We start from the raw sequence: 22,837 nt of genomic DNA, 5'->3' as shown, positions 1-22,837 counted from the left end.
AATGGGAGATTAGCCGCTATGTTGCATCAACAAATTGACGAAAAACTTGCCCAAAAAGAAGCTTGGGCATTGCGGCGGCAGTTAGGCATACCCAACAATAAACGCTTGTGGGTATTAGCCTGCATGGATGAACGTTTACCAGTCGAAAAAGCCTTAGGCATTGCGGAAGGAGATGCACATATTTTCCGCAATGCTGGCGGGTTAGTTACAGATGATGCCATTCGGTCAGCGATGTTAACCACACAGTTTTTTAACAGCAAAGAAATTATTGTGATTAACCATACCGAGTGCGGCATGATGACAGCTTCCGGAGACTTGTTGAGTGAGATTTTACGCAGCCGAGGTATTGATGTGGATGAAGTTGCAGTCGATCCCGCCTTACCAGAGTTGAAACTACCAAAAGGCGTTTTTTCTAGATGGATTAAAACGTTTACCGATGTGGACGAAATCTGCAAACAGCAGGTGGAATTACTACGTAAATCTCCCTTGATTCCCGATGATGTGGTGATTCATGGCTACATCTGGGAAGTCGAGACTATGAGTTTACGCCGTCCCTACGAACGACTGAGTGAGAAGGTCAACACAGCCGAGGCTATGCAGACCAACAAGACAAAATCACCGTGAATTAATTGTATAAATTAGGAGTTTAATTACATGACTCGGATTCTAGCGATCGCTGGTAGTCCTTCCCATCCTTCAAGAACCTACGGTATTTTGGAATATGCCGCCAAAATCTTAGAAACAGAAGGCTTGCATATAGACATTATTTCTGTGCGCGATTTACCTGCGGAAGATTTAGTGTTTGGCAAGTATGACAGCCCTGCCTTAGAACAACCCAAAGCTTTATTAGCCCAAGCAGACGGTGTAATTATTGCCACCCCAATCTACAAAGCTGCTTACACAGGCGTACTTAAAGCATTTTTAGACCTACTCCCGCAAAAATCATTGACCGGAAAAGTTGTGTTACCTCTGGCGACTGGTGGCACAATTGCCCATTTGTTAGCTATTGAATATGCCCTGAAACCCATCCTTGGGGAGTTAGGTGCAAGGCATATTCTCGCCACCGTGTATGCAGTAGACAAACAAATTCAAAAGCAACCTGATGATAGCGTCCAGCTAGATGAAGAACTCGAACAACGGCTGAAAGATGTGCTGCAAGAATTCGTCAAAGCTGTGAAATTTTCTGCGATTGAATCTCCACAACTAGCACACGCTAATTAATACACAAGTTTATACCTCCGCTTACTAGCTACAGATGGGTAAATTTTATCCATCTGTTTTCTTTTTGAGGATGTGGTGCGATCGCCCCACCCTAACCCTTCCCTTGTAAAGCTACCGTGTACACACAAATCCTCTGATCCCCCTAAATCCACGCCAGTCGCCTCAAGTCGGGAAACCCGCCCACGGCGCTGGCTGCCCTTAAAAAGGGGGACTTGAAGAAAAATTCCCCCCTTGAAAAGGTAGGGGGGATCTAGGTTTCAGGCTTCAGTGCGTAAGTCCTAGCCTATTCCCTCTCCCGCAGAGGGTTAAGTTTTCAAATTTTCACATCCAAGTACAAAACCCATCAAGTTAACATAAGTGGCATAAACGCCTAATCTTCCTTAAGATTGACTTCTGTTGCCCAATAACCACTGATTGAGATGGATATTGCTGAACTGTGTCTCTTGGATGAAAACTATCAACAGTTATTGCTAAAAGTTTCCCATAATACATCTGTATTTGATGTCATCCAGCTGATGAATCAAGCGCAAACTAGCTATGCGCTGGTTTTTCAGCAAGAGAAATTAGTTGGCATTTTCACAGAACGAGATGTTGTGCGATCGCTTGCTAATAATATATCTTTTGCGGACATGGCAATTGCTCAACTCATGTCTCAACCTGTAATCACAGTCAGTCAAGAAGAGGCAGAGAATTTTTCGTCTATTCGGCAACTATTTCACCAGCATTGCATTCGCCACTTACCTGTAATCGACAATCAAGGACAAGTGCTAGATGTGATCACACCTAATGCATTAGGGATCATCAACGCCATTGAATTGTCTACTGTGGTTGAAAATCTCCAGCAAACGATTGATGCTAAAACCGCAGAGATAGAACGAGAAGTCTCTCTGTGTCAGGAAATGACGAAATTGCTGTTAGAAAGGGAAACTACGTTAAATGATATTCTCAACAGTGCGATCGCTACATCAATTGTTAGTTTTCGACTGTTCCCTAATCGTCATGCAGAGTATATTTATCAATCTGTCGGCAGTGAGACTCTCTTTGGCTATACACCCAAAGAAATTATGTCCGATACAAACTTGTGGATGTCGCGCGTGCATCCACAGGATATGGAAACAGTAATCAAGCCATTATTTACCGATATTTTTGCTGGACGCACAATCAAAGTCGAGTATCGATTTGCTCACAAAGATAACTCCTGGCGTTGGATTGGTGCTACCTATGCCTCTCGCTATGATGCACAAGCTAACTGCTGGATTGTTACAGGTACTAGTGTTGATATCACTGAACAGCAAGCTGCGCTACGCGATCGCATTCAAGCAGAAGAAACCTTGCAGCGCAATGAAGAACGTTGGCAATTAGCGATCGCCGGTACAGATGAAGCCATTTGGGATTGGGATATATCGACTAATCAAACCTTCCGGTCTGATCGTTGGTATGAGATGTTAGGATATCAACGCCACGAACTGAGCAATAGTGATGATGAATGGAGCATCCGCATTCATCCTGAAGACTTAGAAAGTGTCATAGCACAACAAGAGGCTTATCTGTCGAGACAAGCTCCAGATTATCATGCTGAATATCGGCTGCGTCGCCAAGATGGCAGTTATGGTTGGTTTCGCTCACGGGCAAAAGCTATCTGGGATGAAGAAGGTAATCCAGTCCGCCTCATTGGTTCTCTAGGGGACATTACTGAGCGAAAACGTATAGAAACAGCATTGGCACAATCAGAGGCACAATACCGTTTGCTGTTTGAAAATAATCCTAATCCTATGTGGATTTTTGATCCTGACACTTTGGTGTTTCTGGCAGTAAATCATGCAGCAACCCATAAATATGGCTACTCTCAGTCAGAATTTCTCTCTATGACATTAGCTGACATTAGCCCGCCGGAAGAGGTTCCTGAACTGTTGCGTACTGTGTTAGATCCGATAATTTTATCCCCTTGTGTTTATCTGTGCGAAGCAAAACATCAAACGCGAGACGGTAAGGTGATTGATGTCGAAATTAACTCGCATCCTATCTCATGGTTAGGTAAGACAGCCAGATTTGTGCTAGCAAAAGATATTACAGACCGTAAACAGGTAGAACAGGCATTACAAGAACGGGAAGCCTTGTTGCGGCGGATTGGTGATAACTTGCCTAACGGTGCAATTTATAAGGTAATCCGCGAACTAGATGGGAGCGATCGCTTTTATTATCTGAGTGCTGGGATTGAGAATTTGATGGAAGTTAAAGCCGAAGATGCACTCAAAGATTCCAGTTTGCTATATCGCCAGTTTATCGCTGAGGATGTCCCCCGCCTCCAAGCAGCAGTTGACCAGTCTATGCGAGATTTATCGGTATTTGATATTCAACTGCGAATCTGCACACCTAGTGGTCAACCCAAATGGTTTCATTTTCGTTCCTCACCCCGTCATTTAGAGGATGGTCGCGTGGCTTGGGATGGGCTGGTAGTAGATGTAACAGACATCAAGCGCACAGAAGAAACGCTCCGCCAGAGTGAAGCTCGGTTAGAAGAATCACAGCGAGTCGCTCGTCTTGGTAATTGGGACTATGATCTTGCTACTGGGAAAATTACTTGGTCAAAAGGGCTGTTTGACTTGTTTGGTAGAGATTTATCCTTACTAGAGCCAAGCTATGAAGAAAATTTAGATTTATATCACCCTGAAGACCGCCAAAAATTAGCACAAGCTGTAGCGCATACCATCTCAACTGGTGAACCTTACAAACTAGTCCTGCGCGCTACCCGGACTGATGGCCGGATGATTTATGTTGAAGGCGTAGGGCAAGCAGAATTTAACGCCGATGGCCAAGCGATTCGTCTTTTTGGTACAGCCCAAGATATTAGCGAACAGCAAACTGCGCTGCGCGATCGCATTCAAACAGAACAAGCTTTACAAGAAAGTGAGCGCAGATTTCGCGCAATTTTCAACAACACATTCCAGTTTACCGGGCTGCTGAGTGTTGAGGGAATTCTGCTAGAAGCAAACGAAACCGCCCTGATTTTTGCTGGACTGACCCCTGAAGATGTAATGAATAAACCTTTTTGGGAGACACACTGGTGGACGATTTCATCCCAAACTCAAGCAGAACTTAAACAAGCAATTTCCCAGGCAGCACAAGGAAACTTTGTCCGCTATGAAGTGGACGTTCTGGGGGCTAATAATCGGGTAGCTACGATTGATTTTTCCTTACGTCCACTGCATGACGAGAATGGCCAAGTTGTTTTGTTAATTCCCGAAGGTCGAGATATTAGTCAACAACGAGCTGCACTGCGCGATCGCTTTCAAGCCGAAGAACAACTGAGGCGTAGCGAAGCACTGTTAGCTACTGCTCAAAAGATCGCCCATGTAGGCAGTTGGGAATGGAACCTAGGTGATGAAAGGCACATTTGGTCAACGGAAACTTTTCGCATATTTGGTCTCAGTCCGGTTCAATTAGCACCAACCCAAACAGAATTCCTGTTAATGGTTCATCCAGAAGATCGCCCAACTTTGCAATCCCAGTTTTTATGGGCAGTTATTGAAGGAACCCACTTTAATGTTGAGTATCGCATTATCCGCCCTGATGGTTCATTGCGCTATGTTGAGTCTAAAGCCGAGGTAGCTTATAACACTCAAGGGCGAATAATTAAGCTATTTGGGGCTATTTTAGATATAACCGAGCGTAAACAAATCGAATTAGAAATCACTCATAGTCGAGATTTCAGAGAAACCATCTTTAATGAATCTACTGATGCCTTGTTTTTAGTTGATGCAGAAACATTACTAACTACAGACTGTAATCAGCGAGCAGTAGAATTATTTGAGGCTTTTGGTAAGGCAGAACTGATAGGGATTGATGGTAGCAGCTTACAAAAACAAAAGTTTACTCCTCAAGAGCGAACAGCCATTATCGAGGAAATTAACCAGCAAGGCTTCTGGAGTCGAGAAATTGAATATGTTACCAAACGCTGTAATTTCTTTTGGGGAAATATCGCAGCAAAACCGATTATCGTTGGCGAACGGGTGATGCAATTAGTACGGGTAACAGATATTACTGCTAGGAAGCGTGCCGAAGCAGAACAGCAACGTATAGAAGCAGCCTTAGCCAAAAGTGAAGAGCAACTGCGCCTCACCTTAGAATTTAACCATATCGGTCTTTGGGATTGGGATATTGCCACAGATGAACTTATTTGGAACGACAACCACTTTCTTTTACTAGGTTTAAACCCAGAAATATCTAAAGCAAATTATCCATTATGGCGTAATGGTGTTCATCCAGAAGATATAGGCCAAGTTGAACAGGCAATATCTCAGGCTTTAAAAAACCATACTAATTATGAGGCTGAATACCGAGTCATCTATCCTAATGGAGAAATTCATTGGTTAGCAGCTAAAGGACAAGCAATTTACAACCCAGCAGATCAGCCAATCAGAATGCTAGGTATAGTCATTGATATTAGCGAACAGCAAGCTGCGCTACAAGAACGCAAACGAGCCGAGCAAGCACTTCAAGAAAAAGAACATTTCTTACGCAGTATTTACGATAGCGTCGGACAGTCGATTTTTGTTGTCGATGTTGTAGATAATGATTTTTATTGTGTGAGTGTGAATTATACCCACCAAGAATTAATAGGCTTACACATAGATGAATTGCAAGACACAACTCCTGAACAGGTTTTTCCTCCTGCTGTAGCAAAAGTAGTCAGACAGCATTATCAGGATTGTGTAACTGCTGGAAAAACCATTACTTATGAAGAGTGTCTACCTTTTAAAGGTCAAGAAACTTGGTGGATTACTAGCTTAACTCCCCTCAAAGACGAAAATTCCCACATTTACCGCATCGTCGGTAGTAGCCTCAATATTACTGCACAAAAACGCGCCCAAAAGATGTTGGAATTGCAAGCAGTTATTACCCGCAACATGGCAGAAGGAATTTGCTTAGTGCGGGTAGTGGATGGCATTTTTGTCTATACCAACCCAAAATTTGAGCAGATGTTTGGCTATGAACCTGGTGAATTAATCGGTCGCCATGTATCAATAGTCAACTACAGAGATGAAAATACTACCCCAGACGAAGTTACTCAACGGATAACGCATACTATCCTGCAACATAGTGAGGCGACTTACGAAATCCATAATGTCAAAAAAGACGGTACTGGGTTTTGGTGCCAAGCGACTGCATCTGTTTTTGAGCATCCTGAATACGGTACAGTTTTAGTGGCTGTACAACAAGATATCACCGAACATAAGCTAGCTGAAGAACAAATTAAAACATCTCTCAAAGAAAAAGAGGTGTTACTCAAAGAAATTCACCATCGCGTGAAAAATAATTTAGGCATTGTCAGCAGTTTATTACAAATGCAGTGCCGACGCACTCAAGACCCACAAGCAACGGCAATTCTACGTGACAGCCAAAACCGCATTGCCTCTATAGCCTTAGTTCATGAAAAACTCTATCGCTCAGCTGATCTAGCAAATATTGATTTTGCACAATATATTCCAGACCTGACAACTCATTTATTTGATTCTTACAATGTTAGTTCAAATTTTATTAAACTAAATATTCAAGTTGATAATACCAGTTTAGACATTGAAACTGCTATCCCTTGCGGATTAATTATCAATGAATTAGTCTCTAACGCTTTAAAATATGCTTTTCCTGATAACCGGACTGGTGAAATTCAGGTCAGCTTAAGTCAACAAAACAAGTGCGATGTAATATTGATAATTCGGGATAACGGCATTGGTTTACCTGCTGACTTTGATACTAAAAAGATAAAGACGCTGGGTATAACTCTTGTTCAGGGATTGGTTAAGCAGTTAAGAGGAACCCTTGAGATTAACTCTCATCAGGGAACAGAATTTAAAATCAAAGTTACAAAAAGCAGGGCATGAATATGATAAACAACTCTTCAAATATTAGCAATAAAAAGATTAAAGTTCTTATTGTTGAAGATGAGTATATTCTTGCCATAAACTTACAAGAAAGTTTAGAATCTTTAGGATATATAGTTGTTGATATTGCAGATTCTGGAGAAGCAGCGATTGAGAAAGCCAACGAGCTGCACCCGAACTTGATTTTGATGGATATCCGATTGCGGGGTGAGATAGATGGTATTGACGCGGCAGAACAAATCTGGGAGCAATTGCAAATTCCTGTAATTTACGTCACCGGACACTCTGATCAAAGTACTGTAGAGCGAGCTACCCTAACATTTCCCTTTGGTTATATTCTTAAACCTGTCAGAGAACAAGAACTTTATGTTGCTATCCAAACGGCACTGAATCGCTATGAACGTGAGCAATTTTTGAGTACTGTTCTTAAGGGAATGGGAGATGGGGTGATTGTGGTTGATTCCCAGTTGCAGGTAAAGTACATGAATCAAGTTGCAGAAGCACTCACAGGGTGGCAATTAGATGAAGCCAAAAATCAGGAGGTAAGCCAAGTTTTGCCACTCATCGAAGAGCAAACTCAACTTCCGCCAATCCATCCGGTTACTTTAGCCTTGCAACAACAACAAACTGTATATTTAGGCGATCGCATTTTACTGCTGACTAAAGACGGAAAAACTATTCCTGTGGCTGATAGTGCCGCTCTTTTGCGTGATAACAACGGCACAATCACAGGTGCGGTGATGGTATTTCGAGATGATACGCAACGCAGATTGAAGGAAGAACGCAACCTAGCTGCGGAACGCACCCGTCAACTAGAAATTCAAATGGCAGAAATGCAACGGCTGAATCAGTTGAAAGAAGATTTTTTAGCAGCCGCTTCCCACGAAATGCGAACGCCCTTGTCAAATATTAAAATGGCAATTACGATGCTTGAAAGTATTCTAGATAGACGACGCATAAACAAAACAGGCAAACCTCCAGAAATAAAATCTGTAGCACATTACATTAATATTTTGCGTTACGAATGCGAACGCGAGCTAAATTTGGTAGACGATTTATTAAATATGCGCTTCCTTGATGCAGATATCTATCCTATAGAATTAACTTCTATTCGTCTCCAAGACTGGTTACTGCATATTACAGAAGGCTTTCAAGAAATTGTGCAAGCTCAACGGCTGATTTTAAACGTTGAGGTAGCCAAAGATTTACCAAATTTAGTAACTGATTTGGAAATTTTAACTAGGATTGTCTCAGAGTTGCTGAATAATGCCTGTAAATTCACTCCATCGGGAGAAAGGATAGCCATTACTGTTGGTCTAAATTCCTTAACTAATCTCTCTATCCCTAAAACTGAATCACCTGAACCAGAAATTTCTTATATCCAAATCACAGTTAGCAATTCTGGAGTAGAAATTCCCGCAAAAGAACAACAACGGATATTTGACCCTTTTTACCGGATACCTGAAACTGAAAGTCAAGATAAAACTTCGATTTTTGACGCTAATCAACAGATTCCTGTGGCGGAATCTGTACAATATAGCGGCACAGGATTAGGTTTGGCTTTGGTAAAAAAGTTAGTAGAATACCTCAAAGGTGCGATCGCAGTTAGTAGCGGTCAAGGTTGGACAAGATTTACCGTTGAGTTACCATTAACTTTGTCGCCAGATTCAAACTAAGCCTAAATGCTGGCTTAGTGCTTCGCGCATCACATCTACAGGTACAGTTTCTTTTTGTAACCAAATTTTCAACGCGGCTGCACCTTGCTGAACAAGCATTTCTAACCCATCAATCGCAATCGCACCTTGTTGTTGAGCTTGTTGCAAAAATTTTGTAGGTTGGGGAATATATATTAAATCGTAGGCGATCGCACCTTCAGGCAGATTCTCTATTTCTGCTGCATTTAAAGGTGAGTCATCTACCTTGGGATACATCCCAATCGGAGTTGTATTCACCAATAGATTAGCATGGGGAATAAGTTTTGCTAATGCGTCCCAGGTATGAACTTGTAAATTATCCGCTAGTGGTGAACTACCCCAACTATCACGAAACTCTGTTAATCGCTGTTGGTTGCGTCCGACAACATGAATTTCCGCAAAACCCAGTTGATGACAACCTGCAACCACCGCCCTCGCTGCACCACCATTACCTAAAATTACCGCCACCTTTTGACTCCAGTCTTGGTGATAGGTGGTTTGCAAAGGTGAAATAAATCCTGCAATATCTGTATTTGTCCCTACCCATTGATTATTTTGGCGGGTGACAGTATTAACTGCACCTATAGCTTGAGCTAATGGAGTGATTTCTGCAAGTAGCGGCATAATTGCTTGTTTATGCGGGATTGTCACACTAAAACCTTTTACCCCAATTGCCGCAAAACCTGCGATCGCAACTGCCAAATTCTCTGGGTCTATGGGAAAAGGAAGATATACATAATCTAAGCCTAACTGCGTAAGTGCTGCATTGTGCATAATCGGTGACAGCGAATGTTCTACCGGATGCCCAATTACCCCTAAAAGTTTAGTTGTGCCTGTTATGGTCATTAGTCAATGGTCATTGGTCATTAGTCATTAGTCAATTGTCATTTGTTATGAGTTAATAGTCTATAGTCAAAAGTTATTCTCCCCTGCTCCCCTGCTCCCCTGCTCCTCTGTTCCCCCTGTCTTGGTTGCCAGATTGAAAAACTTGTTCAGCCGTCAAGTTTAATTCTGGGAAGGTTGGCGAGATAATGCGTTCATTACTTTTAAATTGGTTAACTTGGTACTCGCCATCAACTAAAAAGTTAACTGAGATAGTTGGTTGTTTAGGATTACCAATAAATTTACGACCGCCAAGCGCAAGATAATCAACAATCCAATATTCAGGAATACCAATCTCCTCATATTGACCTAATTTTGTAAAATAATCATCTCGCCAATTAGTACTAACTACTTCAATAACTAGAGGAATTGATGCAGCTTGAATTACAGTTGATGATTTCTGCCATAGTGGTTCATTTATCAAATTAGTTTGATTCAATATCAGCACATCTGGTAAATAACCAGATTCATCTTCAGATGGTTTAACCAATGCTTGATTAGGAATAAAGAAAGGAAGATTTAATCTGTCAAATTCTACAGTTAGTTTTCTAGACAAAAACCCGGTAACTTCTTCATGTCCTCCTAATGGCTGTGGGATTTCAATAATTACTCCATCATGTAGTTCGTAACGTCCATTCTCAGGTTTCCAATCGACAAATTCTTGAAATGTTGTGATTTTACGTAAAGCTTGAGTCATGGCTTTATCCCTCGAAGAGTCAATAGTCAATAGTCATTTGTCAAAAGGTAGAATTTCATACTTCATACTTCATACTTCATAATTCATAGTTCTCCTGCTCTACAATTATTAAAGATACTTAACATTTGTTTAAATCATGCAAGTAAGTACAGCCCCCTCTACAAATCCAATTCCTGGGCAATACTGGCAGTGGCGTGGGCATAAAGTTTACTATGTGCGTGCGGGAGAACCAAAACCGCAACGTCCGCCATTGCTGTTGGTGCATGGGTTTGGTGCTTCTACAGACCACTGGCGGAAGAATATCAGTGGATTGTATCAAGATTTTGAAGTTTATGCGATCGACTTGTTGGGATTTGGGCGATCGCATAAACCGAAATTGCAATACAGTGGTGATTTATGGTGCGACCAACTCCATGATTTTATCAGTGAAGTCATTGGTCAAAAAGCCGTGTTAGCCGGAAATTCTCTTGGCGGCTATGCTAGCTTGTGTGTTGCAGCTAAACATCCTGATAGTGCGGCTGGGGTGGTGTTACTCAATAGTGCTGGCCCCTTTAACGACAACCCACCCACATCGGAACCAGAAGCTTTACAATCACAAATCCAACCGCCTAAACAACCTTCACCTATACAAAAACTATTGGGTGATAGTGTGAAATGGATTTTTCAACAACCCTTATCTCAGTTTTTGCTATTTCAATATGTGCGCCAACGTTGGGTAATTCGCCAGACTTTAGAAAAAGTTTATCTAGACAAAACTGTAATTACAGAACAACTGATAGATGAAATTTCTCGGCCTGCTTACGATGAAGGCGCATTTGATGTATTTGTTTCTGTATTTAGCAGTCCTCAAGGCGAAAAAGTTGATGTGCTGTTAAAGCAATTAACTTGTCCTTTATTAATTTTATGGGGCGAAGCCGATCCTTGGATGAATGCTAGAGAACGTTCTCAAAAGTTTCGCCAATATTATCCTGATGTTACCGAATATTTTCTCACAGCCGGTCATTGTCCCCACGATGAAATACCCGATCAGGTAAATAAACTTTTTCGTGATTGGGTTTTGTCTATGAGATGAGAGGCTAGAGATTAGAGGTTAGTTTAAGGAGTAGGGTGCGTTGCGCTTCACGACAACGCACTATCTTTTTATCAATGTGCATTAGCCTACGACATAACACTAAATTTTAACTATTGCTGTACGTATGATTTAATCTCTTTTTCTAGGTTTTCACTAATAATTTCACTACCAACACTTGGCTTCTCAAGGCTTACCCTCACAAAATTTGTTTGGTCTTCAGATGTAAATTTATTATCATTGTTAGAATCTTTAAGAATTTTGATAAAAATTGCATTTTGACTAGGAAGCACTACCCAATTGATAACTTTAGACTTATTAGGCGTAATTTGTTGAAAATTTTTACCAGATAAATCAGAAATATAGCCAATAATTGCATCATCCGTGTTTAGGGTTTTATCTTGATTTGTATCTTGGTCAATAATTTTATATAGCCAAAATTTTATAGACGGCTTACCTGCTATCTTTGATTCTAAAAAATCAAAGGAGTCGATAATTGCTTTTTTATTGAGAAGAAGATGAGTTTCACCATCTTGTTTACGATAAAACACTATGTTATATAATATGCCGTTATCTTTCTCGTAAGAACGCGATGCTATACTAAATCCGCTTTCTTTCTCTTTATTTTGCTCAATGGCATTTACGGGAATCATCAAATAATCTGATTGTTCTTTAATGATCAATTCCCCATAGGCAATTTTTGGCTGAGACTTTTGTTGTGCAGTTGCTTTTGCTCTAGATTCTTCTGTCTTTCTAGTTACAGTAGTGTCACAAGATAATGCAAGTGTAGCGATAATAATTGCTGAAGTAATTGTCTGTAAAAATCTATAATTGCTCATCAAAATGTTCCAGCAGGCTATGTAGTTTTACTATTTTATGCGCTACTGAAAAATTGCCAAGATATCTCTAAAAACCATAAAACCTGGTTCGGGGGAACCAGGTTTTTGGGAATTCACAGGTTTCAAATTTTTTAAACTAACTAATTAATTGAGAGAGTAAACAACTAAGGTGGACTTAACAACTAGCAAACTCAGCAATCTTCGTTTTTCCGCTTTGGGATTTGGTTTTGCCTTTTAAATCTGTTGGCTTTTACCACTTTTAACCATAGTATGCTGAACATTTGCTTGGGCTGATGACGGGAGACATCATAGTCAGTTGCCCTTTAAATTTGGTTATATCTTGTTTGATGTCTTGATATTTAATTTAGCACTCACTTATTGAGGAGTCAGCCCTAGTTTACTAAAGTTGACATTTTGTTTACTTCTGCAATCTTTGTCATTAGTTATTTGCATCAAGGCATAGATCCCCGACTTCTTAAACAAGTCGGGGATCTAATCAGCTTACCAACTCCACATGACTGGGTTTTGATCTAAATGATCGGTGACAATTCGCCCGATCGCATCGATTTCAGCAATTTCATCGGCTGAGAGTTTAACGTTAGCAGCTTCAGCATTATCTTTTGCTTGTTCAGCATAACGCGCACCAGCGATCGCATTTGCTTGGGGTTGGGCAATTAACCAAGCCAATGCTAACTGCGCCAATGTACAATTATGGCGTTCTGCTATCGGACGCAGTTTATCTAAAGCTTGTTGAGCGCGTTCAAAGTTTTCGCCTTGAAATAGTTTATTTGCAGAGCGGTTATCTTCTCGCGGAAATGTTTGTCCACGTTTAAATTTTCCGGTTAACAATCCTTGGGCTAAGGGTGAATAAGCCAAGATAGAAATTTGATTTTCGATACAATAGGGTCTAGCATCTTGTTCAACTTGCCGCCAAAATAAACTATATGGAGGTTGCAAGCTATCAATGCGTCCATATTTTGATGCTTCTGCCAATTGCGCGCCTGAAAAGTTAGAAACACCTATGGCTCTAATTTTTCCTTGCTGTTTGAGATGATTTAAAGCACTGATCGTTTCTTCTATTGGCACAACTTCACTATTATAAGTACCGGAAGGCCAATGAATTTGATAAAGGTCAATATAATCGGTTTTGAGGTTTTTTAAAGAGCGATCGCAAGCTTCAATCACCTGATCATACTTAAGATGGTTGGCAAAAACTTTTGTGGCATACTGTACTTGGTCGCGCACATCTGCTAAAGCTTCGGCTACAATGCGTTCAGAGTGACCTTCACCATAAACTTCGGCTGTATCTACAGTGGTGATTCCGGCTTCAAATGCGGTGCGGATGGCTTTAATCGAATCAGCGTCTTCAATTCCCACCCACATCTTTTTCCCAGCTTGCCAAGTTCCCACAATAATGGGTGTGATTTCTACTTCCGATTTACCTAATTTTCGCTTTTCCATGATGCTTCCCTAATTCATTTCCCCGGATAGTTTCATACTTTAACGGTCTTAGCTAGAAATTAAATCAGAGTTACAGTAGATGCTGATGGATTTGACTACGATATCTGCTCTCAAAGAATGGTCTGTGGCGATAAATGCCTTAGAAAGTGGCAAGACAATCATGTTACTGCGTAAAGGCGGTATTCATGAGAAAAACGGACGTTTCCAAGTTGCTCATGAACAGGTTTTACTTTACCCTACCTATGAACATCAACAGCCGTTCCTGCTAAAATCTGAATATGCCAATCTCGTCTGTCCAGTAACTTCTGGTTGGCATCCAGAAACGGTTCGCATCGGTAGTTGGGCTGAAATTACAGATATTTTGCCAATTAGTGAGGAGTCTACTGTTAATGCTTTACTCCCCTTTCATATCTGGAATGAATATTTTATTAGCGATCGCCTGAAATGGAAACCTCGTCAGCCTTTGTATGTTCTGCTGCTACGAACTTATAAACTACCTAAAGTGCAAGAAATAAGTTATCTTTCGCAATATGGTGGTTGCAAGTCATGGATTGATTTAGCACAGCCAATTAACATCCAAGGTGCAACACCAGTTTTGTCAGATTTTGACTACGCAGAAATCGTCAAGGAAATTCGCACGATTATTGGTGAAGCAGGAGGCATAAGGTAAAACTATTGCTATTGCTAGCATTCACTGTGTCAAAATTTCCTAACGTATCTAACTACGACTATAACTTTTAAGTCTCATCGCTGTGAATATCAACAGTCATCAGCATTTGATGCTTGCACTCAAAAAAATGTTTTGAGCAGATTAAGTATAAGGAGATAAGAAAATTTTACTAGTGTAACTAGCAAAACAAATCATTCGTTATTCAGACATAAGCCAAAAACGTAACTCTTGCTACATACATTCGCAATAACCGCAGATACCATGAGAAAAACATTGCCCTCATAGCCAGTGAACTATCCCTGAGAGGCGTTATATTATCGCGCCTCTCAGCGATTATGAATCATTAAAAGTCACGGAGTGAAAGATATTGAGTTATCAACAGCTTTTTAGCCAAAAAATCGCAGCAAATAGAAATTTTAGAAAGTATTCTTGGTTGATGATGGAGTAATCTTGTTGTGCTGCACATTAAAAAGTTGGGCTGGAGAATCTATCAATTGACTTACGTAATTTTACTAAACCAATTTGTAGGTATATGGACACATACTAAGGAAATCAAAAATTATCCCATAAGGGTGATGTAAGACTTGACAAAAGTCTGTAATTATGCATTTAGCTAAACAATAAGGAGTTTACCATGCATCGACAAATGTGCTGGTTATCTAAGTCTGGCGACAACAGTGAGAAGATTTTATATTTGCAAGTTGAGGCCAGTAAAGGTTGGCGACCCTACACAGCTTATCCTCAATTTGCAGTACGAGATTATCAAATTCCTGGTGGTTCTAAGGGGTGGGCAACTTATCAAAAACTGCTGAAGGCTGGTTGGACATTAGTTCCTAGTGCCAGAGCTAATGAGTTTGGCACTCAAGTTGAATACTCAGAATCAATGGTGCAGAACCAATAGTTGCAATTAGAAAATTGAGTCTTCAAGAATTTTGAAACATCCAACAACGGCAGTACTGCATCATTAGGTGATCTAGCAATAGCTCAGGTAGTTAGAACATTGACAGATGAGAAAATTTAGATAATGAAAGGCTTTTAACCCTGTCACCTGTCACCTGTTCCCTATATCCTGCTATAACTGTCTACCAGCCTCTAGGCGAACCTTCACCGCGAGGATCGGCCGCTGCTTCTAAGCTGCCATCTGCTGTAACTGCGATCGCGTTAGCATTACCCCAAGGAGCTTTTTCTTCCTTGATGTTATGTCCACGGCGGCGTAAGTCTTGCAGAGTTAAAGCATCCAAACCCCAAGGTTCGACACGCAACTCATCAGGAAGCCACTGATTATGTATGCGTGGAACGGAGACAGCTGCACCAACGTCCATGTTGTATTCCAGCACATTGAGAATCACTTGCAAAACCTGCGTGATAATTGTGCTGCCACCAGGGGCCCCCACTGCCATTCGGAGGTGATTATTTTCTGTAATAATTGTCGGAGTCATGCTCGACAAAGGAGTTTTGCGGGGTGCGATCGCATTCGCTTCATTGCCAACTAAGCCAAAGTTGTTAGGTACTCCTGGCGCAGAGGCAAAATCATCCATCTCGTTATTGAGTAAAATTCCTGTTCCTGGTGTCACTACCCCAGAACCAAAACCAAGATTAACTGTAAAAGTCAGGCTGACAGCGTTGCGTTGTTCATCCACAACGCAAAGATGGCTTGTTTCTAGAGATTCGTAGCGAGTAGCTTGCAGTTGTAATATTTTGTTAGGTAGGGGGACGATTTGATTCCCCACCTGACCGAAACCTTTGAGCGTTTCTGGATCTATTGGCTTGATTTGTGATGCCGGTTTCGCCACATCTAAATTAATTTCTTGACGGCGTTTTTTGGCGTAAGCTGGACTGATGAGGGCTTGTACAGGTACTTTAACAAAATCAGGATCGCCTAAATACTGTGAGCGATCTGCGTAGGCAATCTTCATCGCTTCCGTCATTAAATGTAAAGCGTTTGGATAATGCCATCCCCAAGATTTTAAATCAGTGTCACCGATAATATTTAAAATCTGCAATAGATGAACGCCACCTGATGATGGTGGTGGCATTGAACAGATTTTAGCCTTGCGAAAACTACCGCAGAGAGGATTTCGCCAAATTGGTTTGTATGCCTTGAGGTCATCTAAAGTAATTAGACCACCTTTTTGTGCCATATCAGAAGCGATCGCACGAGCAATTTTTCCAGTATAAAAATTTTGGTGATTGTCAGCAATGCTTTCTAAAGTGCGTGCCAAATCGCGTTGCACTAATCTTTCTCCAGGCTGATAAAATTCGCCATTTCGGGTAAATATGGCACTAGCGGCTGAATTCTGGAGGATTACTGGCTTACGGTTTTCGTAAACTTGAATTGAGCGCCAAGTTAGCTGTTTACTTAAAATAAAACCATTTTTAGCCAGAGCGATCGCAGGTTTGACAACTTCCTTCCACGCCAACTTACCATAACGGCGATGCACCTCATACATCCCCGCCACCGTTCCTGGTGTCGCCACCGCCAAATAACCATTCACACTTGCATTCGGACGCACCTTTCCTTGTGCATCCAAATACATATTTCTTGTTGCTTTAATTGGTGCGCGTTCCCGGAAATCCAAAGCTTTCATCTCGCCAGTTTTCTCAGAATGCAGTAGCAGAAATCCACCGCCACCAATTCCGGCTGAAAAAGGCTCAACTACAGATATTGCAAAAGTTGTGGCGACTGCTGCATCAACCGCGTTCCCACCTTTGCGTAACATCGCCAGTCCCGCCTCACTAGCCAGAGGATTAGCAGATACTACCATCCCCTTTTTGCTGCGTAGAGGTAAGGTGGTAGTCGCTGATGCAACTTGGCTGTAACAGAGAACGCTAAGGGAAAAGACAGTAAATACAACCTGTTTGGGTTTCGTAAAGATAGACATTTGTATACTGTTTGGTTTGCTATGTCTTAGCCTATCGCTTGATCTCGCAGTTAATTATTTAAATTTTCATAGATCAATACTTTATAAATTCATGTCAATAACATCATCTCGTTACAATAGAGCAACGAGTGCTTAAACCAGCAGAAGATAATTTTATGGAATCAAAACCACGCGTCTTCAAACAAATCGCTAAAGAAACAACTCTACTGTTTGCCGGGGGGGCTACTGCTGGACTAATCATCTTTGCCCTGTTCGGCGGCCTATGGCACATCGCTCACTTTTGGTGGGTGATGGCAGCAACTACAATATTCTGCGGTTTGTTAGCTGTAATGTTCCGCCAAAACTTCCAGCAGATGTTAAATGCTTTGATTGAGAATGCTCCGTGGATTTAGTAACAAAAGGTTAAATATTTCCTTTCTAATAATAAATGGTTATTTAAAGAAACCCAACAAAAACATATTTACTACACTATATTTATAGCAATTAAATGTAAAATTAAGTACGTATCGAGTAAATAATAAATAAAAATTGATACCTTTAATTAACTTTACTCACTACAACAAAGCCGCGTGTCTTACCTGAAACTATATCTTTAGTATTAATAGCCTTCCATAAATCTGCGGCTTTCACCCACACTGGCGGATATTTATAACGAGAAACATCCATAATCAAAAATCTATCTGTCTGCTCATTGTAAGCGGCAATAGGTGAAATATGCCCACCTTTTTCTTGACCAATTTCTTTACGTAAATAGTTAATTATTACAAAATTATTAGGTTGCTTCAAATTTTCTGATACTAGCTTACGAAACTGTTCTAAATTAGTATCAGCCGCGTGGTAAACCTTGGCTTGGACATCATAACTAGCAATTAATCCTCCTAATTGATCTAAAGTCAAACCTTGACGAGCAACAACTTCAGGCGTGATAACTTTTTTAGTTTTTTCGTTGCTAAAAAAGTTTTCTTGAGTAAACACTCTATAGGGAGAATACTGTGGTGATTCTGGTGCGAGAACTCCCAAACCATTCAGCACCATTACACTACTTGCAACGCCACAGAATGCTTGATTATTTTGAGTGACAAACTGCATACTCAAAGGAAAAAAATCTTCTCTAGCGCGACTTTGAATTAATAGCTTTTCTCCTTCATCGGAATTAAAGGTAATCAAGTTAGATGAGACAGGTAGTGTTTGAGAAATAACCGTTCCGCTTGAAACACAAAACCAAATAATTGCAGCCTTAACAGTTGTTTTAAAAGTTTTATGTAACTTAATATTCATAACTTCTCCATTTAAAAACTTTGCGCCTACCCTGCGGGAAGCCGCTTCGCGTCTATGCGTCTTTGCGTGAGGCTAAACTCTTAGATTTACGAAACTCACGCACAACTTCTTTAATATCTCTTAATTCGCCTTCAACTAAATAATTTAATTGCCGCATTTCATCTGCGGAAATTTTACCAGAAAGTTGAGCGATCGCCTGTCCCAACTCCGGGTATTTATTTAACACTTCTTGCCTTACAATTGGCGTTGCTTCGTAAGGTGGAAAATATTTTTTATCATCCTTTAACACAGCTAAACCTAAACGAGCAATCTGTCCATCAGTAGAATTTCCTGCTACCATATCGACTTGCTTTTGTACTAACGCCCGATATATTAAACCCAAGTCCATAATTTGCGGTGGTTTAGAAAAACGTAAATCGTAAGTTTTCGCTAACCCCGGAAAACCATCATCTCGTTCTAAAAATTCGTAGCCAAAACCGCCGCGCCATGCGGGTGTATATTGTGCAGCCTGAGATAAAGTTTGAACATTGTATTTCTTCGCGTCTTCGCCGCGAATTACCATTGCGAAAGTATTTTCAAAACCCAAACTAGGCATTACTTCCAGCTTAAATTGTTGGGCATAGGCTTGTTTTAATTTCTTATAAACTTCTTTTGGATCATTCAGAGATTTCTGTTTGAGAATACCAGTAAAAGCTGTGCCTGTATACTCGATATAAGCATCGATTTTGCCAGCCAGAATCGCATTATGACAAACAAAAGAACCGCCTAAACGAGGACGACGCGCAACCTTGAGATTGGTTGTTTCTTCTATTTGTTGGGCTAAGAGTTCGCCTAAAATATCTTGTTCTGTAAAATCTTTAGAAGCAACAACAATATCGCCAGTAGTATTGTTAGCGTTGGGGTTACAAGCGGCGATCGCTACTAATAAAGCAAAAGTTAAAATGAAAAACATCAAAAATCTTTTCATTTTTTAAACTTTGATTTTCAATTTTTTTTCAAACAAACCAATTAGCCAATCTGCAAATAATGCAATAATAGCGGCTGGCACTGCCCCAGCTAAAATTAAATCATTATTCACCACTGCAATTCCGCGAAAAATAAACACGCCTAAACCACCAGCACCAATGGCGGCAGCAATAGTGGCAATTCCAATAGCGATGACTGTGGCGACTCTTACCCCAGCTAAAATTACACCTATAGCTAAAGGCAGTTCGACTTGTAACAACAATTGTTGATCAGTCATACCCATACCCCTGCCAGCTTCAATAATCGCTGGATCTACACTTGTAATTCCTGTGTAAGTGTTACGAATTATCGGCAGAAAAGAATATAAAGTCAAAGCTACAATTGCTGGCACAACACCAATACCACCAATTACACGTACAGGAATTAGTAAACCAAATAGTGCCAAACTTGGAATAGTTTGCAATACATTGGCAATACCGAGAATTGGTTGGCGTAGGCGAGTTTGACGCGTGATTAAAATCCCTAAAGGAATGCCGATAAGTGTTGCAATTGTGATAGCAATGCCTACCAAAAATAGATGTTCTAGCGTGTGCTGAAAAATTTCTGGGGCATACTTGATAAGGAAAAAGTCTTTCATAAATTGTCTTGCAGAGAACGCAGACATTGAATAAAAGCTAGGCTTTCTGGATGTTGCGATCGCAGAAATTCCTCCTTTGTCCCTAATACTAGCAGTTCTCCGTCAGACATTAAACCTATCCTTGATGCTAAAACAAAAGCCTCTTGAATATCGTGGGTGACAAAAACCACAGTCTTACCTAGTTCTTGCTGTAACCGTCGAAACTCCTGTTGCAATTCTAAGCGGGTAATGGGATCAAGTGCGCCAAAGGGTTCATCCATCAATAAAACTGGGGGATCTGCGGCTAAAGCCCTTGCTACGCCTATCCTTTGCCTTTGCCCTCCCGAAAGTTCATGAGGATAACGCCCAGCAAACTGTACGGGATCTAAACCTACCAATTGCAACAATTCACTAACTCGCATTTTTATTTGTTTTGGTTTCCATCCTTCTAAACTAGGGACTAAACCAATATTGCGTTCTACAGTGAAATGAGGAAATAAACCAGTTTCTTGAATTACATATCCAATCTTGCGCCGCAGTTTAATTTCATCCCATTGATTTGTAGAAATGCCATCAAATATTACCTCACCTTTTGTTGGCGTAAATAGACGATTAATTAACTTCATTGTCGTGGTTTTGCCACTACCACTACGTCCAAGTAATACTAAAGCTTCTCCTTGATAGATAGAGAAATTGAGATTAGATACTAAATTGCGATGGTTACGGCTAAAGCTGACATCGCGGAATTCAACAGCAATTTGGCGATTTTGCGGCATGGTTGACTGTTGGTAGCTGACTTTAAGTTATTATTGCTGATTTTGGTAGACTCAGCCTTAGCAATTAGAATTCCCTCTAAAAAAGCAAAACCCGCCGAAGCGGGTTATTTCATAAAGTTCACTTAGGTAAATTGAGTTTCTGTACTAGCTATTTCTCAATTTACCGCTAGCAATACTTTAGTTGCAGACTCTCCTGCTTTTTTCAATTTTCGACTTAGTTGAGATACCAACAAAGCCGTGATAGTAAAATGTCCTAAAATTGCCAGAAAAGGTGCAAATGATATTTTATAGTCTCCTGAGGGAGATAAAGCTAATATGGGGGCTAAGACAGAGAATAGCCAGACAATAGGGTGATTACTAGGATTAGAGAAAAACAGAGCTAATATGATTGGTGGTAATACAATGACAGCAATTAGTACTCCACTTGCCCATAATAGCCGTTGCTCATTTTTCATGAACAAAATTAATTGCGTTAAAGCTGCATAAATTACGGCTAAACTACCAGCAAAAGACAATGCAATTAAGCCATTTAGTTTATTATCGTTGCTGGCTTGAGAAATTAAAACCAAGAATGATAAACCTGTAATTGCGATTGCTGCATTAATGGCGATCGCTAAAATTCCCGGACTTTTATCCCCCCAAATTAAATCATAGATTAAACTACTACGTTTAGTTCCTTGGATATAAGAAATGTGTCGATAACGCGCCCATTCTTGTAGTGTTTGACGGCTAGGGCTGACGGCTGCAATTAAATATAAAAATAGCCCAAAGTCTAAAACCATTAGAAGTGCTATATTTTCTTGCAGCAAATAATTGCCAGTTTCGTTAGTAAAAACTAATTTTTGCCAATTAGCACAGCCTAAAGTGATGAGAGTAAAGCAAGCCGTCAGTAAATAACTCTGCTTTTTACTTAAGATTGTAGTGGTAGAACCTTGAAAACAACGCTGCAAAGATTCCCAAATAAAATATGCACCAGCAAAATAAAGCAATAAAGCAAAGCAAACAGTCAGAGCGAAATTATCTCCTAATGGGAACAGAAACCAACTAAAGCCAGTGAATTGCGGGATATCGCTGATAAATTGACGCTCAATTTCAGCATTGGGAATCAAAAAGTATGGGTTAAGTAGCCCAAGTATAGTAACTGGAGTATCAGTAGAAAAATTAGGTGCGATCGCTTGTTTAGTAAATATGAGATAACCTAATAATGTGCCACTACCTAACCAAGCTTGAAAACTTCCTAGCCAAGAACCAACTAAACCAAATAGCAATGCAGCACTGAAATATAAAAAACTAGCACCAAGTATTGCTGCATAAAAACCCAAAATTTGAATTAATGGGAGTTGAGCATTTAAACCTAAGCATAAATGTAACGGAATTGCTACTAGTACCGCAACATAAAATAGAATAGGAACCCCAAGCATTTTTCCCCATAAAATACTTTGTGGTGATTGGGGACTAAGGCGGATAAAATTAAGCGTATCTCGCCTTTGTTCAGTAGCTAAATCATGAATGAGGAAATATGTTCCTGCTACTAATAATCCAAAGCCAGCGATAATACTCAGCCAATTAAAGGCATCAAACGACCACAATTGCCAGTTAATAATGATATTATCTAATCCATCTCTGAGGCATTGGGATGAACCATATTCTGCTGCACCTGTACAATATCTATGGGCAGATATGTTCAACACACGCGAACTTGCAGGTATCTGGGTTAGGAAAGACATAAATAAGATAAATTGACCCAGCAAAGATATAGTGGTTGCTAACAAAATGTTTCGGGTTTTAAGGCGACCTTTCAGTTCTCTAAATAGCTGTGGATTCAAGTTACCTAATTGGTTGATAAAATTTTGCATGGACACTATTACTCTCAATGATTAGTGATGATTTATGCTTTAAGAGGC

Annotated in this window: 18 protein-coding genes; 8 read left to right on the top strand and 10 right to left on the bottom strand. The window is 40.4% G+C overall.

What is annotated here, in order from left to right:
• Positions 1 to 18 precede the first annotated feature (18 nt).
• The 4 genes from H6G76_RS03180 (at position 19) to H6G76_RS03165 (ending at position 8,779) form a co-directional block, all read left to right on the top strand.
• Complete coding sequence (locus H6G76_RS03180) at positions 19 to 624, top strand: carbonic anhydrase (RefSeq protein ID WP_190695229.1); 606 nt, start codon at positions 19 to 21, stop codon at positions 622 to 624.
• 30 nt (positions 625 to 654) lie between these two features.
• Entirely contained in the window at positions 655 to 1,221 is a 567-nt protein-coding gene (gene ssuE, locus H6G76_RS03175; RefSeq protein ID WP_190695227.1) for an NADPH-dependent FMN reductase, read from the top strand.
• A 419-nt stretch (positions 1,222 to 1,640) separates the two neighbouring features.
• On the top strand, positions 1,641 to 7,103 hold the full coding sequence (locus H6G76_RS03170) for a PAS domain-containing protein (RefSeq protein WP_190695225.1): 5,463 nt from the start codon (positions 1,641 to 1,643) through the stop codon (positions 7,101 to 7,103).
• A 2-nt stretch (positions 7,104 to 7,105) separates the two neighbouring features.
• Positions 7,106 to 8,779, top strand: coding sequence for a response regulator (locus H6G76_RS03165; protein WP_190695223.1), 1,674 nt, complete (start codon positions 7,106 to 7,108; stop codon positions 8,777 to 8,779).
• Here the strand turns inward: H6G76_RS03165 and H6G76_RS03160 are convergent.
• On the bottom strand, positions 8,771 to 9,643 hold the full coding sequence (locus H6G76_RS03160) for a shikimate dehydrogenase (protein ID WP_190695222.1): 873 nt from the start codon (positions 9,641 to 9,643) through the stop codon (positions 8,771 to 8,773). The two genes, H6G76_RS03165 and H6G76_RS03160, sit on opposite strands and share 9 nt — an antisense overlap.
• A 73-nt stretch (positions 9,644 to 9,716) precedes the next feature.
• Positions 9,717 to 10,376 (bottom strand): Uma2 family endonuclease, encoded by a 660-nt coding sequence (locus tag H6G76_RS03155; RefSeq protein WP_190695220.1) that lies wholly within the window; start codon positions 10,374 to 10,376, stop codon positions 9,717 to 9,719.
• Between the two features lie 136 nt (positions 10,377 to 10,512).
• Between H6G76_RS03155 and H6G76_RS03150 the strand changes: the two genes are divergently transcribed.
• The gene (locus tag H6G76_RS03150; protein ID WP_190695218.1) at positions 10,513 to 11,448 is read left to right on the top strand and encodes an alpha/beta fold hydrolase; all 936 of its coding nucleotides are present in this window, start codon (positions 10,513 to 10,515) and stop codon (positions 11,446 to 11,448) included.
• Positions 11,449 to 11,558: 110 nt separating this feature from the next.
• Here H6G76_RS03150 and H6G76_RS03145 read toward each other — a convergent pair whose 3' ends face one another.
• Positions 11,559 to 12,284 (bottom strand): hypothetical protein, encoded by a 726-nt coding sequence (locus tag H6G76_RS03145; protein WP_190695216.1) that lies wholly within the window; start codon positions 12,282 to 12,284, stop codon positions 11,559 to 11,561.
• A gap of 501 nt (positions 12,285 to 12,785) precedes the next feature.
• Positions 12,786 to 13,745, bottom strand: a complete 960-nt coding sequence (locus H6G76_RS03140; protein WP_190695214.1) for an aldo/keto reductase — start codon at positions 13,743 to 13,745, stop codon at positions 12,786 to 12,788.
• 79 nt (positions 13,746 to 13,824) lie between these two features.
• On the opposite strand from H6G76_RS03140, the gene H6G76_RS03135 reads away from it, so the two are divergent.
• Positions 13,825 to 14,415, top strand: a complete 591-nt coding sequence (locus H6G76_RS03135; protein WP_190695212.1) for a DUF1802 family protein — start codon at positions 13,825 to 13,827, stop codon at positions 14,413 to 14,415.
• A 634-nt stretch (positions 14,416 to 15,049) separates the two neighbouring features.
• Positions 15,050 to 15,316 carry a hypothetical protein gene (locus tag H6G76_RS03130; protein ID WP_190695210.1) on the top strand — a complete coding sequence of 89 codons (267 nt, stop codon included), beginning with the start codon at positions 15,050 to 15,052 and terminating at the stop codon, positions 15,314 to 15,316.
• Between the two features lie 181 nt (positions 15,317 to 15,497).
• Here the strand turns inward: H6G76_RS03130 and ggt are convergent, their stop codons facing one another.
• Positions 15,498 to 17,297, bottom strand: coding sequence for a gamma-glutamyltransferase (gene ggt / locus H6G76_RS03125; protein WP_190695208.1), 1,800 nt, complete (start codon positions 17,295 to 17,297; stop codon positions 15,498 to 15,500).
• A 155-nt stretch (positions 17,298 to 17,452) separates the two neighbouring features.
• Between ggt and H6G76_RS03120 the strand changes: the two genes are divergently transcribed.
• Positions 17,453 to 17,689, top strand: a complete 237-nt coding sequence (locus H6G76_RS03120; RefSeq protein WP_190695206.1) for a hypothetical protein — start codon at positions 17,453 to 17,455, stop codon at positions 17,687 to 17,689.
• A 145-nt stretch (positions 17,690 to 17,834) separates the two neighbouring features.
• Here H6G76_RS03120 and H6G76_RS03115 read toward each other — a convergent pair whose 3' ends face one another.
• From H6G76_RS03115 to H6G76_RS03095, 5 genes are all read right to left on the bottom strand, one after another.
• Positions 17,835 to 18,575, bottom strand: coding sequence for a phytochelatin synthase family protein (locus tag H6G76_RS03115; protein WP_190695204.1), 741 nt, complete (start codon positions 18,573 to 18,575; stop codon positions 17,835 to 17,837).
• 52 nt (positions 18,576 to 18,627) lie between these two features.
• Positions 18,628 to 19,542 carry a glycine betaine ABC transporter substrate-binding protein gene (locus tag H6G76_RS03110; protein WP_190695202.1) on the bottom strand — a complete coding sequence of 305 codons (915 nt, stop codon included), beginning with the start codon at positions 19,540 to 19,542 and terminating at the stop codon, positions 18,628 to 18,630.
• Positions 19,543 to 19,545: 3 nt separating this feature from the next.
• Entirely contained in the window at positions 19,546 to 20,178 is a 633-nt protein-coding gene (locus H6G76_RS03105; RefSeq protein ID WP_190695200.1) for an ABC transporter permease, read from the bottom strand.
• On the bottom strand, positions 20,175 to 20,933 hold the full coding sequence (locus H6G76_RS03100) for an ATP-binding cassette domain-containing protein (RefSeq protein ID WP_190695199.1): 759 nt from the start codon (positions 20,931 to 20,933) through the stop codon (positions 20,175 to 20,177). The genes H6G76_RS03105 and H6G76_RS03100 overlap by 4 nt, the downstream gene beginning before the upstream one ends.
• 155 nt (positions 20,934 to 21,088) lie before the next feature.
• On the bottom strand, positions 21,089 to 22,789 hold the full coding sequence (locus H6G76_RS03095; protein WP_190695584.1) for a hypothetical protein: 1,701 nt from the start codon (positions 22,787 to 22,789) through the stop codon (positions 21,089 to 21,091).
• Between the last annotated feature and the right edge of the window lie 48 nt (positions 22,790 to 22,837).

The organism is Nostoc sp. FACHB-152 (assembly GCF_014697475.1).
Lineage (GTDB): Bacteria > Cyanobacteriota > Cyanobacteriia > Cyanobacteriales > Nostocaceae > Nostoc_B.
Note: the sequence above shows the minus strand (reverse complement) of the source record. Positions and strands in the feature narration are given on the sequence as shown.